The following is a 12,637-nucleotide window of genomic DNA, read 5'->3' as shown; positions in this document are numbered from 1 at the left end:
TCAAATTGGCGGTCGCGGCAAGCTTAACTCGTAGGTCTGTTCAACGGCGCAAATTTCTCGCTCTAGAAAAACCCGGTCTGACGCAAAGGCGCGAATCCACTCTGGCGTGGAAAAACGTCTCAAGATCGGTCCGGGAGCGACACCTTTGCGCGACAAAATCTCGCGGACGTCTCGTTGCCACTCCGCGAGCGACACGATGCTCTTTGGCAACTCCTGTCGCAACCAGTCGCAAATTCCTGCAGCCAAAGCTGGACTCGCTCCTGAGGTCGACACCTCAATACGAATCATTCCCGCACGCATGGAGGCTGGAAAAATGATATCCCCTCGCAGTGGCTCATCTGCGCGCGCGCACAAAACACCGAGCGCTCTCGCCTGTGCAGAGATATGATCATTCACCGATTGCTCGGATGTGGCGATTACGACCAGGTCAATTTCGCTGTGCAAATCACTTGGGGAAAAGCGTTGCATCCTCCATACAATATGGCCGGCCTGCCACAACTGGTATAGACCTGCTGACAGATTGGGGCTGACAAGTTCAGGGACAGCGCCAAGATCTACCAATTTTCTGACGCGCCGCTCCGCCACACGTCCGCCGCCAATGACGAGAATGTGCTTTTCCGCCACATGATAAAAGAGTCCGAGCCATGCATCCATGGGATTGCCGGTCTCCATCTAATTATCCCCCGATTACCCGATGAGATGTTGCGCCTTGCGAACGATTGCATCGACAATCTTGCGCGATCCTTGGTGTGCTGAGCGCAGCAAATTTCTCCACGCTTCCGTCAAGAAAGATGCTTTTGGATCATCCTGCGCCGCATAGACAGGAACCTTGGAAACAACTGTGTGATTGACAATCACAAGCGCATCCCCTACTTGCTGCCCTTTTACGATAGGCGCTTTTTGCGTCAGCGTCGAGAGTTGAAGCGAAACCTTGTCGTGACGCATGGCAAGCGCCGTGATGGGTTGATGAGTGACAACGGAAAGCGTTTGGTCAGCGCCTCCAGACACAGAGACCGTCTGTGCGAGTGGCGTATTTGCGGGCATCAGTGACAGGCGATGAAAGTTCTGGAAGCCATAGTCAAGCAACGCCGCCGTATCCTGGAATGTATTCGAAAAAGACGAGTCATCAAGCACAATGCTGATCAAGTGGTGCCCATTGCGGACGGCTGTGCCGACAAAACAGTACCCCGCCTGGGACGTCGATCCGGTCTTCAAGCCATTGAGTCCCTGATATTGACCGAGCAGTTGGTCATACGTGTGACCATAATTTCCTGGGGAAATGTACATTCCTGGCATCGACGCATATTTTAATACGACTGGATATTTTGTTATCAAATAACGAGCGAGAATGCCAATATCATGCGCAGTTGTAACCTGTTTTGGATTCTGTAATCCAGACGCGTTTGTGTAGTGAGTGTGTACCATCTGCAGCTTTGCCGCTTCACGGTTCATCATCTGGGCGAATGCAGACTCACTTCCGCCGATCGCGTCAGCGATGGCGACCGCAGCGTCATCCGCTGAAACAACGTACATAAGTTCCAGCATCCTTTGCAGCGAGATGCGTTGCGACGGATCGAGATACGCGACAGACAGGCCTGGTGTCTGCGCCACCTTGTATGCCGCTTGACTTACAGGAATGATGGAATGCAAGGTAAGCTGTCCTTTTGTCACTTGCTCAAGCGCGATCAGCGACGTCATCAATTTGACGATACTCGCTGGATAGCGCTTCGTTGCCGCCTGCTTCGCATAGAGGATCTGTCCGGTTGTCGCATCAATCAGTTCAGCCGAAGGCGCCGCTAAGGGAACCTGCGAGACGCGGTAGTTCTCTGTGTTGGTGATGAGCGAAGACGTACCCCGCGAGGAGGTTTGAGGTTTACCTGTTTCTGCAAGTGCTACAATACTTCCTGCTGCCACGATGACGACACTGAGTGCAATCGCAATCGTTTGACGCACCTTACCCAATCCAATAACCTCCCACATTCCATGGCAAAACCACAAACTGTATTTATTTAGACAAGTGTAACTGGCATTTTTGATCCATCCACTCCACGATATCCATCATGACCTGATCACGATTGAGTTCATGGAGAAGTTCGTGCCGCGCATCTTTATACAGGCGCATTTCTACGCCCCTAAGCCCATAGCGACGGTAGAGCCGTTCTAACTGCATGATTCCTTTTCCCATCTCACCCACAGGATCCCTGTCGCCTGAAATTACAAGGATCGGTAAGTCTTTCGGGATTTTCACAAGATTTTCGGGGGTGTGCGTCTCTAAGATCCACAACAGCATAGCGTAAAATGACCCTGCGCAAAGGATCTTTCCACACAAGGGATCAGCTACATAGTGATCAACCTCATCGCGATCACGCGACAGCCAGTCATACCCCGTGCGATTGGGACGAAATGGGCGATTGTAGCTTCCAAACGACAACTTTTCCAAAACGGCGCTTTGATAAAGATGGCCGTGGCGCTTGATCTCGCGCTTGGCAATCTGTTTGCCAAGATGCAGGAGTGCTCTGGGCGGTCCTGTCGTCCCCGACAAAATGACCGCTTGAAAAAGTGACGGGTCGCGATAAAGCGCGCCTTTTGCCAACATCGATCCCATGGAGTGCGCGAACAAAAAGATCGGAAGTTCCGGATTTGAACGCTTCATTTCTGACGCGATACACTGTAGATCTTTATAGGCTGTTTCAAAGCCGCCATTTCCCATATTGCCCAATTCATCGACACTGCGCGCTGTACGGCCGTGCCCGCGCAGGTCATACGCGACACCCGCGTAAAGAGAGTCTGTAAGTCCACTTGCAAATCGAAGATAGCGTTCAGAGGATTCGCCCATGCCATGAACGATCAGCACAGACGCTTTGGGTTGCCTCCCATCAGGCTCAAATCGAAAACCGCGAAGCGTAGTATCCTCGCACTCCCATTCAAACTCGCGACGAATCACGAAGGCACTCCCCTTCTCGCCCAAACGATTGACAAGGTATTCTCAATCTAACATGAAGATCTGCGAACAACAAGAATCCGGCACAAATCCCACGCAGCTTGAATCTTTTTTTGTTTTAGCGTATCTTAAACATGATTGCTCCACAAACTATGGCCACTTTACGATCATGTCTCAGTAGCTCAGTTGGATAGAGCAACAGCCTTCTAAGCTGTGGGTCGGGGGTTCGAATCCCTCCTGAGACGCCACCCCCCAAAAATGTGTGTAATGCCTCCACTAAACGTCTATACCCGTACACCTGACTCGCCATACCATACGTCAAGACGGTTCCCCTTTGTCTAAAAAACAGTTGAATTCTCCCGTCTTCAAGGAGATGTATAAATTGAAAGGACTGCTGCTTTCTGGTGGAACAGGCACACGTCTGCGTCCATTGACCTACTCGGGCCCGAAACAACTTTTGCCTGTTGCAAACAAACCAATTTTGATCTACGCCATTGAAAATTTGCGTCAGGCGGGCATCACCGATTTGGGAATCGTGGTTGGTGAAAATGCGCGACATGTAAAAGAACACGTAAAGAACGGCCACGAACTAGGCGTTCAAATCACCTATATTCCACAGCAGAGTCCTCTTGGTTTGGCTCACGCTGTAAAAACGGCGTCATCCTTTTTGCAAGACCAGCCCTTTGTCATGATTCTTGGCGACACATTGCTCGATCAAGGCATTCGCAGTTTTGTCGAGCACTTTCGATCCGCAAACCCGGTTGCAGCCGTACTTGTGAGTCGGGTCAAAGACCCGGAGCACTACGGTGTGGTGCAGGTCGAGAACAAGCGCATCGTGCAACTCGTCGAAAAACCCACGTCCTTCATCAGCGATTTGGCGCTCACCGGAATCTACGCGTTTTCTCCCCGCATTCACGACGCCATCGCATCCATCGTCCCCTCTGCACGCGGCGAATTAGAGATTACAGATGCTTTGCAGTGGCTCGTCGCACACGGCGAAGAAGTCATTTTTCAAATCCATCCAGGGTGGTGGAAGGATACTGGGAGACCCGATGACTTGCTTGAAGCCAATCGACTTTTGCTTCACGACCAAACACCGTGCCTGTCTGGCTACACAGACCCCTTTTCACTGGTTATCGGGAATGTGCGAATCGAACGCGGAGCGCAAATCGCACACAGCATCTTGATCGGACCCGTGGCGATTGGCCGCGACGCAACCATAGAAGACGCCGTCATTGGCCCTTATACAACCATTGGCCATGAAGCGGTCCTCCGCCGCGTCGAATTGACAAACAGCATTCTCCTTGATCGCTGCCACATCGAAGGTCCCATCCGCCTCTCTCGCTCTCTGATCGGCCGCGAGACGGTCATCCATAAAACAAAAAGCACAAGTGAACCTGCGTGGATTCATCTGATTCTTGGGGATACATCTCACTGCGAACTGTGACATGGAACATTCATCGAAAGGAGCATGTCTCTTGTGAACTCTATTGTGGATATCGTGATTGTGAATTACAACACAAAAAAACTGCTCCTCACATGCCTTGAGAGCATTCACAAACATACCGATGAGCCGCACCACATCTATATCGTTGACAACGGAAGTACAGACGGCTCTGTAGAACGCTTGGCGCGAATCGATTGCAGCCATTTGAATGTCATTGCCAATTCGCGCAACACCGGGTATGCAGTTGCATGCAATCAAGGCATTCGCGCAGGTCAAAGCCCTTTTATTCTGTTGCTTAACAGCGACGTAATCGTCACACAAGGCTGGCTATCCCCATTATTGGAGTGCATGAACACAGACTCTAAAATTGCGGTGGTTGGCCCCAAAATGGTGAATCAAAAAGGATTGATCACGGGGGCAGGCATTGTCGGAACGTATCAAAATCACGCGCCAAGAGGATTTATGGAAGTCGATGCCCCCGGAAAATACGAAGAGGTGGAAGATTGTTTCAGCGTGTGCGGGGCAGCCTATCTGATTCGCCGTTCACTCCTTGACACACTCGGGCTCTTTGATGAAAATTACTTTTTTTATTTTGAAGAAACGGATTACTCGCTTAACGCACGCAGCAAAGGCTATCGCGTCGTCTACTGTCCAAAATCAAAAATTATTCACTTGACAGGTCAAAGCAATAAAAACCATGAACAGCTTCGCAATTATTTCACAGTGAGCGAACACTATTTCCGAAAAAAGTGGTCTCATCTAGGCACAACAGAATTCTAAAGAAAGGCGTGGCACCATGACACTGATTCGCAAAGAAAAAGGGAACAAGCTAACTGCCATGATGCAAGTGCGGAATGAAGGAAATCGCTATTTGCGCATGGTCTTGGATGACCTATCGCAATATGTTGACGCGATTGTCATTCTTGACGACGGTTCGACAGATGACACCGTCGCGATCTGTAAATCGTATCCAAAGGTGGTTTCTATTGGTCACTCCCACACTTCCATGTACGGAATCAATGAATCTGCACTAAAAAAACGGCTGTTTCAGAGAACAATCGCCACATTCCCAGATTGGATTTTGGCGATCGACGCAGATGAAATTTTAGAGAACCGAGCCAAAACGCAAATTCAAGGTATGATCAATCAAAAACACACAGACTGGTACGGGTTCCGTTTTTATCATTTTTGGAAGTCCATGACACACTATCGCACAGATAAATTGTGGGCACCCGTTCACTACGGACCACGATTGTTTCGCTACATGCCAGGAGCCGTGTATCGCTGGAACGACCAGGCGCTTCACGGTGGCAGCCTGCCGTGCAATCTGGTGACCGATTTTCCTGGTGCGCCATCCGATTTGCGCATCAAACACTACGGTTACGCTGGATCACAAGAAGAATTGCAGCGAAAATACGATTTCTATGTCCAACGTGACCCACACTCTGAATTTTGCCCACGCAGTCACTACGATTCCATCCTTGATCAGGATCCTGTTCTTGAACCGTGGGAGGAATCCTGATGTCATCCTTTTTGCATGTGATTGTGGTCAGTTTTAACACGTGCTCAAAAACACTTCAATGCTTGCGCTACATCTTGCATTATACGGATCTCCCATTTCAACTCTGGGTTGTGGATAACGCCTCAACCGACGGTTCTATCGAGATGCTGCGTGAACTCGCGGCACAGCACCAACCACGCCTCACATTGACGCTTTTGCCTGAGAATGTGGGATACACACGCGCCATTGCGTCCATCTATTCACACCTCCCACCGCATGGACATGTGTGCTTTATAAACTCGGATGTCTATGTGGGGCCAGGCTATGCAAATAAGCTTTACAAACACCTTGAGCGCCACCCTGACATTGCGGCGGTTGCGCCACTTGGCCGCGGGATTGGCGGATGGCAAGACATTCTGAAGTATCATCCCCCTTTATCACTCACAGATGAATTTAATGAAGCGATACTCGTTCAGGTCAATCAGGCCCTGCAGGACACTCGCCCCAAAGCGATCACCGCAAAATGCCTTCAAGGTACGATCTGGATGGCAAAACGAGCGGCACTTGACGAAATCGGTGAACTGGACACAGGGTGTGTATGCGGAGCGGATGACGCCGATTGGAGCTTGCGGGCAAGATTAAAGAACTGGCGCCTCCTTGTCGCGTTAGACACGTATGTATGGCATGACAATCACAGTTCTTTCTCTGTGCTCGAAGATCAGGGCAAAACGTGGATCACTCAGAGCTGGGATCATTTTAATCAGAAATGGTCAGGTTGCTTTGACCATCTCTCCTGGGAGAATCTTATGGAGTCAAGCCATCCAACCGCATACCCTGCGTATGAATATGAGGAGTTCATCACCTGACGCTCTATATCTGCCCATTTTTGTATGAAATAGGTTGGCGTCGCCTCCCTCCCTCCTCGTAACACGTATACATGCAGTGCAAGCTAAAACGAACAGAGGAGATGAGGAGTTTGAGTACATTACGCCGCCCCCTTCGCGTGGGTGTCATTCGCGCACAGCGAATCGTTGCCCAAAACCTGCAAATTCGATCAGGAGGGCCCTCGCCTTTTCCAGTGCGCAACATCGTAAGAGATCTGCGTGTCAGAATCAGGCATCTCGAACACGAGGTTCGCGAACTTGAGCAAGAGAATCGAGAAATTGAGCGCCAACTCCACGAACTGCGAGAGCGGGTAAAACGTCTCGAAGCGCAAATCTCAAGCGGCCAACCTGCAAACCCCGCACTGCAAGCACTCTTCACAAGCAAGCAAGGCCAAGTTGTGACTGTCAGCACAGCGTCTGGCACCCTCACCGGCACCGTAACGCTCGTTGGCACAAACGCGGTGGAACTGACAGAGAGCAACGGCGACATTTTAGTCATCCCGTACAGCAAAATCACCGGTGTCCAATAAGGGGGGATCGTCGTGACATTCCAGAGCATGCTTTCTAGTTTCATCGGCAGAATTGTAGAAGTGTTCGTTCCCGGTTCACTGTTTGAGGGAACATTGACATCAGTAAGAACAAGCGTGATTCAAGTCCAAGAGCCGCCGATCGTATACAGTCAACCCGTAACCGTCACCATTCCGACAGACAGCATTGAATATGTGCGCGTACTGCTGTAAGGGCAGACGGACCATCTGGAGATAGGGCAGATGAGACCCTATCTCCAGTTTTTTAGTGTCTCACATCCATCACAGAATTCCACCACACGCGATACTCCTTAGCGTGCACCTGGCTTACACTCCCGCGGTGGATCACCCGATGATAGAGCGGTTTTTCAAGAACTTGGATAATCCCTCTTCGCGCATATTGATCTGACATAAAAACGTCCTCAAACAAGCGTCCCCCATATTGGTCTGAAGTCATCCACCCGCCGATACTCTGCAGATCGTCTGTACGATAGAAGCGTGGAATTGGTACGCGCGCGAATTCGGGTGAGATGCGAACTGGGTCTTGGCCATGAATCCCGCGATAGCGGAGTTGTCCTCTTGTTGAACTTTGCCATACATAATAGTGCGCTGAAAGAAGTCTCATCGGCTGCAAAATGGATGATGCTCTATAAAGTGTTTCAAGTGCGTCTGGCACCAGCCAATCGTCCGCGTCAAGTTCCAGAAAAAAATGTCCTTTGACGTTTTCCAAAGCGCAGTTAAGCGCATGGGATTTCCCTTTGTTCTCCTTAGACTTGATCAAGCAAATGCGTTCATCCGTGTAACTGCGAACAATCTGCTCTGTTTGATCTGTCGAGCCATCATCCACCACGAGCAGTTCCCAAGCGTGAAACGTCTGCAATAAGACAGAGCGAATCGCCCAGCCAATTCTGGCGGATTCATTAAATGCGCAAATCACGACCGAAATGATGGGCTTGATTTGCCACTGCACACATGGCACAACATCCCCTGAATTCTCAAGAACAAAGCGAAGTTCTTTTGCTGTCGGCCGAAAGGTGTGACTTGTCACGGATGAGACGGATGAGACAGGTGTGACACAAAGAGCTTGTGAGTGAGCTGTCGAAAACGCCATAGCAATATGATAAGGTAAATACTGAAGATCAGGAGGCATGTCGTGAATCGCAGCAAACCAGTTTAACAGCTCAGCCGTTTTCCAGATGCAAGGAATACCCTTTTTCTCTGAAAAGTAGTCCAACCAGCTCGCGTCTGTCGACTTTTTTTGACCGCGAATCAAAATTGCGCAATCCGATGAATCCTCCGGAAGCGCCACAGGCGCCATGGATGAAGTGGGACGGAGTTCCGTAGACCAAAAGACCCAAGGATCTTTGATTTCCTTTAAGACACTTTGAAAACGCTCAACAAGCGACCATGGGTCGCGCTGATCATGAAGATCAAGGTGCGCATCTATCAACATGCATCGCACTCCATCACAAGGATGTTATCATGCTATGCACGGCCGCCAAACCGCGTCATGCTTCTTTGCATGCCATGTGGATACGATTTCAATGTGAATATCGAAATAAATTTACAACAATACATAACGATTCGAATAATTATGGTAGAATATCATTGAATTTCATAGATTTATGGAAGGGGACATTGTATTGAAAAACGAACGCATCGACATGATCCGTGCGCTCAGTGAAGCACATGGCGCATCTGGCTTTGAAACCCCTGTACGCAGATTGTATCAATCGTATCTCGAACCTGTCTCCGACGAAATCGTTCGCGACCATTTTGGAAGCGTGGTCGGAAAGAAAGTCGGCAAGGCAGACGGCCCTTCGATTCTGCTCGCAGGCCACCTTGATGAAATTGGTCTCTTGACAAAGGCAATCACAGATGAGGGATTTATTAAGTTCCAGACGATTGGCGGCTGGTGGTCTCAGGTCATGCTCGCACAGCGCGTATCCATCCAAACGCGCAAAGGTGAAGTTATCGGAATCATCGGTTCCAAACCCCCTCATCTACTGAGCGCGAAAGAGCGTGATGAGGTTGTCAAAATAAAGGACATGTTCATTGACATCGGCGTCTCAAGCAAAGCAGAGGCAGAAGAGCTCGGCGTACGTCCGGGCGATCCAATCACGCCAATCAGTGCGTTTGTACAACTGGGCAATCCAAACGTGTACATGGGAAAAGCGCTCGACAACCGCCTCGGATGTGTAACTGCCGTCGAAGTGCTGCGCGCACTCAGAGGGCAAGAGCATCCGAACACGCTCTTTGCCGGCGCGACGACACAAGAAGAAGTCGGATTGCGCGGCGCACAAACACTCGTGAATCACATCAAACCGGATATTTCCATAGCGCTTGATGTCGGAATTGCGGGCGACACACCAGGCATTGATGCATACGACGCGCTCTCTACCCTTGGCAAAGGCCCCATTCTGCTAATCTATGATGGATCGATGATCCCAAACCCACGCTTTCGCGATTTCATCATGGACACTGCTTCCGATGCGAAAATTCCGCTGCAGGTCGAATCCATCGCAGGCGGCGGCACGGATGCCGGGCGTTTTCACATCCACGGTTCCGGCATCCCCTCCATTGCCTTCGGCTGCACAACGCGCTATATTCACAGCCACGCAGCAGTCTATCACCAGGAAGACTTCGATCACGGTGTAGCCCTTTTAGCAGAAGTGATTAAGCGTCTTGATCAACGTGTTTTAAATGATCTGCGCGACCTGTAATCCCCATGCTTCTAAAGTCAAGCCTCTGCCTCGTCAGAGGCTTGACTGCCCTCCATATTTTTGCGCATGCGTAACGCAATTTCACGCCCCTCTTCGCGCTCTGAATCCCGCAACTTTTCAATGACGCGCCGCTGGTCCTCCCGCGAGCGATTTTGGCTCATTTTAGACTTCCCTTCAAGCTGCACTAAAGAAATGCGGAATCCGCGTATTCCTTTTGCCATCGCTTGAACCCATGGCTCATTCAGCGCGTCGATCAAGGGGAGCTGCGGATCATGTTGATGGATGAGTTGCGCCAGATCACGGTCACGCTGCTCCGCTTTCTCAGCAAAGTGGATCGTTCCTCTGGCGTGTACCACTTGATAATTCCACGTCGGGACAGACTGTCTTTCTTCATACCAACCTGAAGAGATGTAGCTGTGTGGGCCGTGAAAGATGGCCAGCACATTTGCCCCATCAGCAATCTTCGCGTGGGGGTTAGCCGCCGCAAAATGCCCGTGAAGCGACATCGTCTCACGTTTGAATACAAGCGGCACATGTGATACAAGCATGTCTTCATTTGCAACAGAGCATAATGTAGCAAATGGAAACGAATCCATCAGTTCAAACATCTCATCATCTGACATACCAAACGCAGCAGGTGTGTACATAAAACGTCCTCCTCGGATCGTGTTTGACGCCTATCTCGCAGATCGGTACAATGAACATGACGCTTTAATAAAATTAGTTGTATTAAAAAAGGGAGTGTCCGTATTGAATTCAACCTATCAACCACTTTTTCAATCGATACGTCTGCGCAGGGGTGTCGTTTTGAAAAATCGCATCGTCATGGCGCCGATGACACACTTTTCATCTCTCCCTGACGGAAGCGTGTCAGATGAGGAAATCCGCTACTACAAGAGACGATCTGGCGGCGTAGGCATGGTCATCACAGCCTGCGTTTTTGTCTCGCCGAGCGGAAAGGGTTTCCCGGGAGAATTTGGCGCTGAGCGAGAAGACCGCATAGAAGGACTGGCGCGCCTCGCTCGCGGAATAAAAGAGCAGGGCGCGAAGGCTGTCCTGCAAATTTTCCACGGAGGACGGGCGTGTGCGCCAGATCTCGTTCCAGGCGGAGACGTTGTGAGTGCAAGCGATGTTTCCGAAGATAAGGAAGGCGCACCGATCCCGCGACCGCTGACAGAGGCTGAAATCATGCAAATCGTGCGCGATTTTGGCGAAGCGACAAGACGTGCAATTGCAGCCGGCTTTGACGGTGTAGAATTGCACGGGGCAAACGGTTATCTGATTCAACAATTCTATTCTCCCCACACAAACAAACGGAGTGACCGTTTCGGAGGTTCTCGAGAAAATCGACTGACATTCCCGCTCATGATCGTTGATGAAGTGACACGTGTTGTCAAGGAGCACGCAAAAAACGAGTTTTTGATCGGGTATCGCTTTTCTCCAGAAGAAGCATATGAGCATGGACTAAAGATGGAAGACACTTACGCGCTGATTGACGCTTTGAAATACAAAGCACTCGATTACCTTCACGTCTCGGCGACAGATTACCGCACACCGCCCAAATCCGGCGAGGATCAATCGGCATCGCGCATCGCGCTCATCGTAAAGCGCGCAGGTGCGGATCTCCCTGTCATCGGCGTCGGCTCCATCAAGACCCCGGATGACGCGCTTGACGCGCTGTCATCAACCGGCTGCACCCTGATCGCGCTGGGACGTGAAATCATCATCGAACCGGATTGGGTTCAGAAGGTAGCGCGCGGCGATGAGCACGCCATCGCGACAGAACTTTCTCTTAGCGATCAAGAACGGCTTGTCGTGCCCACGCCTCTTTGGAACGCCATAACCCGCACACCAGGATGGTTCCCGCTAGCTGCACCAGCAAATGCATAACATGCCCCGCAAGCTATGCAAAGGAAACAATCGACGGATTGAGCGCTTTTAAAACAGGCGGTGTTTGTCCCGGTTGACACTGCGCAATCACATTTCCGTCCGCCTTTGTGTCAATATGCAAAACGCCGCCTGGCAATTTTTGATATGGCACGGAGCCGGGCGGAATATTCGGCCCACCAAACGCTGCGAGATTGATTTTTTGCTTTGCCAGATCCTTTAAAAAGGTGACGGTGTAAGCGACAGGACTATGCGGAAATGGCGCAAGAAACCCTGGGGCGTTATAGTGTGTCCCAAGTTCTTGTTCAAGCAGTGTCGCGTGTGACTGCATGGCGTCTGTCAACAATACCGGCAAGTCATTCTGCGTAACCATCTGGTTTGGCACAGAGGATGGGTGAAACAGTGAAAGCGGCAACGGGGAGAGCGGAACCTCACCCTGCTCTGTGTTCTGATTGTAAAATGCCAGGACAAAAAGGTGACTGCTTTGATTGTAGACGCCGGCAAAACGCGAAATGACATTCTCGTTTACACCTTGTCCAAGCGAGGTGGATATTGGATAGAACATCGTTGCAACAAGAAGCAAGGCTGCCACGATCACCATGAAGGTCACTGAGCTTGTGTTGACCCGCATTTTAGGAAACACATTCATTGGGATGTCCTCTCTGCCACTGGCATGAATGGCGTGAAATCGGTAAACTTTCAACATGTGCTATTCATTATGATAGCA

14 protein-coding genes and 1 tRNA gene are annotated in these 12,637 nt (G+C 50.4%); 9 read left to right on the top strand and 6 right to left on the bottom strand.

What is annotated here, in order from left to right; translation table 11 throughout:
- Genes ATW55_RS06190 through ATW55_RS06180 form a run of 3 tightly spaced genes read right to left on the bottom strand, consistent with a single transcriptional unit; the run spans nucleotide 1 to nucleotide 2,944 of the window.
- The gene (locus ATW55_RS06190; protein WP_067714205.1) at nucleotides 1-672 is read right to left on the bottom strand and encodes a precorrin-2 dehydrogenase/sirohydrochlorin ferrochelatase family protein; all 672 of its coding nucleotides are present in this window, start codon (nucleotides 670-672) and stop codon (nucleotides 1-3) included.
- 15 nt (nucleotides 673-687) lie between these two features.
- Complete coding sequence (locus tag ATW55_RS06185) at nucleotides 688-1,953, bottom strand: D-alanyl-D-alanine carboxypeptidase family protein (protein WP_235587031.1); 1,266 nt, start codon at nucleotides 1,951-1,953, stop codon at nucleotides 688-690.
- A gap of 52 nt (nucleotides 1,954-2,005) precedes the next feature.
- Entirely contained in the window at nucleotides 2,006-2,944 is a 939-nt protein-coding gene (locus ATW55_RS06180; protein WP_067714198.1) for an alpha/beta fold hydrolase, read from the bottom strand.
- 168 nt (nucleotides 2,945-3,112) lie between these two features.
- Here ATW55_RS06180 and ATW55_RS06175 point away from each other — a divergent pair.
- The 7 genes from ATW55_RS06175 to ATW55_RS06145 all read left to right on the top strand — a co-directional run bounded on the left by ATW55_RS06175 (nucleotide 3,113) and on the right by ATW55_RS06145 (nucleotide 7,513).
- Nucleotides 3,113-3,189, top strand: a tRNA-Arg gene (locus tag ATW55_RS06175).
- Between the two features lie 134 nt (nucleotides 3,190-3,323).
- Nucleotides 3,324-4,388, top strand: coding sequence for a glucose-1-phosphate thymidylyltransferase (locus tag ATW55_RS06170; protein WP_067714195.1), 1,065 nt, complete (start codon nucleotides 3,324-3,326; stop codon nucleotides 4,386-4,388).
- A 33-nt stretch (nucleotides 4,389-4,421) separates the two neighbouring features.
- Complete coding sequence (locus ATW55_RS06165) at nucleotides 4,422-5,168, top strand: glycosyltransferase family 2 protein (RefSeq protein WP_067714183.1); 747 nt, start codon at nucleotides 4,422-4,424, stop codon at nucleotides 5,166-5,168.
- Nucleotides 5,169-5,184: 16 nt separating this feature from the next.
- On the top strand, nucleotides 5,185-5,910 hold the full coding sequence (locus ATW55_RS06160; RefSeq protein WP_067714170.1) for a glycosyltransferase family 2 protein: 726 nt from the start codon (nucleotides 5,185-5,187) through the stop codon (nucleotides 5,908-5,910).
- Entirely contained in the window at nucleotides 5,910-6,755 is an 846-nt protein-coding gene (locus ATW55_RS06155; protein ID WP_067714167.1) for a glycosyltransferase family 2 protein, read from the top strand. Before ATW55_RS06160 ends, ATW55_RS06155 begins: the two co-directional genes overlap by 1 nt.
- 110 nt (nucleotides 6,756-6,865) lie before the next feature.
- The gene (locus tag ATW55_RS06150; protein WP_067714164.1) at nucleotides 6,866-7,303 is read left to right on the top strand and encodes a hypothetical protein; all 438 of its coding nucleotides are present in this window, start codon (nucleotides 6,866-6,868) and stop codon (nucleotides 7,301-7,303) included.
- Nucleotides 7,304-7,315: 12 nt separating this feature from the next.
- A complete protein-coding gene (locus tag ATW55_RS06145; RefSeq protein WP_067714161.1) occupies nucleotides 7,316-7,513 on the top strand; it encodes a hypothetical protein in 198 nt (65 codons plus the stop codon).
- Nucleotides 7,514-7,565: 52 nt separating this feature from the next.
- On the opposite strand, the gene ATW55_RS06140 is transcribed toward ATW55_RS06145, so the two are convergent.
- Nucleotides 7,566-8,753, bottom strand: a complete 1,188-nt coding sequence (locus tag ATW55_RS06140; protein WP_067714158.1) for a glycosyltransferase family 2 protein — start codon at nucleotides 8,751-8,753, stop codon at nucleotides 7,566-7,568.
- 172 nt (nucleotides 8,754-8,925) lie between these two features.
- Here ATW55_RS06140 and ATW55_RS06135 point away from each other — a divergent pair, with 172 nt between their 5' ends.
- Nucleotides 8,926-10,023 (top strand): M42 family metallopeptidase, encoded by a 1,098-nt coding sequence (locus ATW55_RS06135; protein WP_067714155.1) that lies wholly within the window; start codon nucleotides 8,926-8,928, stop codon nucleotides 10,021-10,023.
- A 17-nt stretch (nucleotides 10,024-10,040) separates the two neighbouring features.
- Here ATW55_RS06135 and ATW55_RS06130 read toward each other — a convergent pair whose 3' ends face one another.
- Nucleotides 10,041-10,670: an FMN-binding negative transcriptional regulator gene (locus tag ATW55_RS06130; RefSeq protein WP_067714152.1), complete on the bottom strand. Its 630-nt coding sequence runs from the start codon at nucleotides 10,668-10,670 to the stop codon at nucleotides 10,041-10,043.
- A 103-nt stretch (nucleotides 10,671-10,773) separates the two neighbouring features.
- Between ATW55_RS06130 and ATW55_RS06125 the strand changes: the two genes are divergently transcribed.
- A complete protein-coding gene (locus ATW55_RS06125; RefSeq protein WP_067714149.1) occupies nucleotides 10,774-11,913 on the top strand; it encodes an NADH-dependent flavin oxidoreductase in 1,140 nt (379 codons plus the stop codon).
- A 13-nt stretch (nucleotides 11,914-11,926) separates the two neighbouring features.
- On the opposite strand, the gene ATW55_RS06120 is transcribed toward ATW55_RS06125, so the two are convergent.
- Entirely contained in the window at nucleotides 11,927-12,559 is a 633-nt protein-coding gene (locus ATW55_RS06120) for a hypothetical protein (protein WP_067714147.1), read from the bottom strand.
- Between the last annotated feature and the right edge of the window lie 78 nt (nucleotides 12,560-12,637).

The organism is Ferroacidibacillus organovorans (assembly GCF_001516615.1).
GTDB classification, from domain to species: Bacteria; Bacillota; Bacilli; order Alicyclobacillales; family SLC66; genus Ferroacidibacillus; species Ferroacidibacillus ferrooxidans_B.
The sequence above is the reverse complement of the archived record's forward strand: the minus strand, read 5'-3'. Positions and strand labels throughout refer to the sequence as shown.

Coding starts and splice junctions, on each gene's coding strand:
- ATW55_RS06190 (WP_067714205.1), bottom strand. CDS start 672: ATGGAGACCGGCAATCCCATGGATGCATGGCTCGGACTCTTTTATCAT.
- ATW55_RS06160 (WP_067714170.1), top strand. CDS start 5,185: ATGACACTGATTCGCAAAGAAAAAGGGAACAAGCTAACTGCCATGATG.
- ATW55_RS06155 (WP_067714167.1), top strand. CDS start 5,910: ATGTCATCCTTTTTGCATGTGATTGTGGTCAGTTTTAACACGTGCTCA.
- ATW55_RS06140 (WP_067714158.1), bottom strand. CDS start 8,753: ATGTTGATAGATGCGCACCTTGATCTTCATGATCAGCGCGACCCATGG.
- ATW55_RS06135 (WP_067714155.1), top strand. CDS start 8,926: ATGGAAGGGGACATTGTATTGAAAAACGAACGCATCGACATGATCCGT.
- ATW55_RS06130 (WP_067714152.1), bottom strand. CDS start 10,670: ATGTACACACCTGCTGCGTTTGGTATGTCAGATGATGAGATGTTTGAA.
- ATW55_RS06120 (WP_067714147.1), bottom strand. CDS start 12,559: ATGAATGTGTTTCCTAAAATGCGGGTCAACACAAGCTCAGTGACCTTC.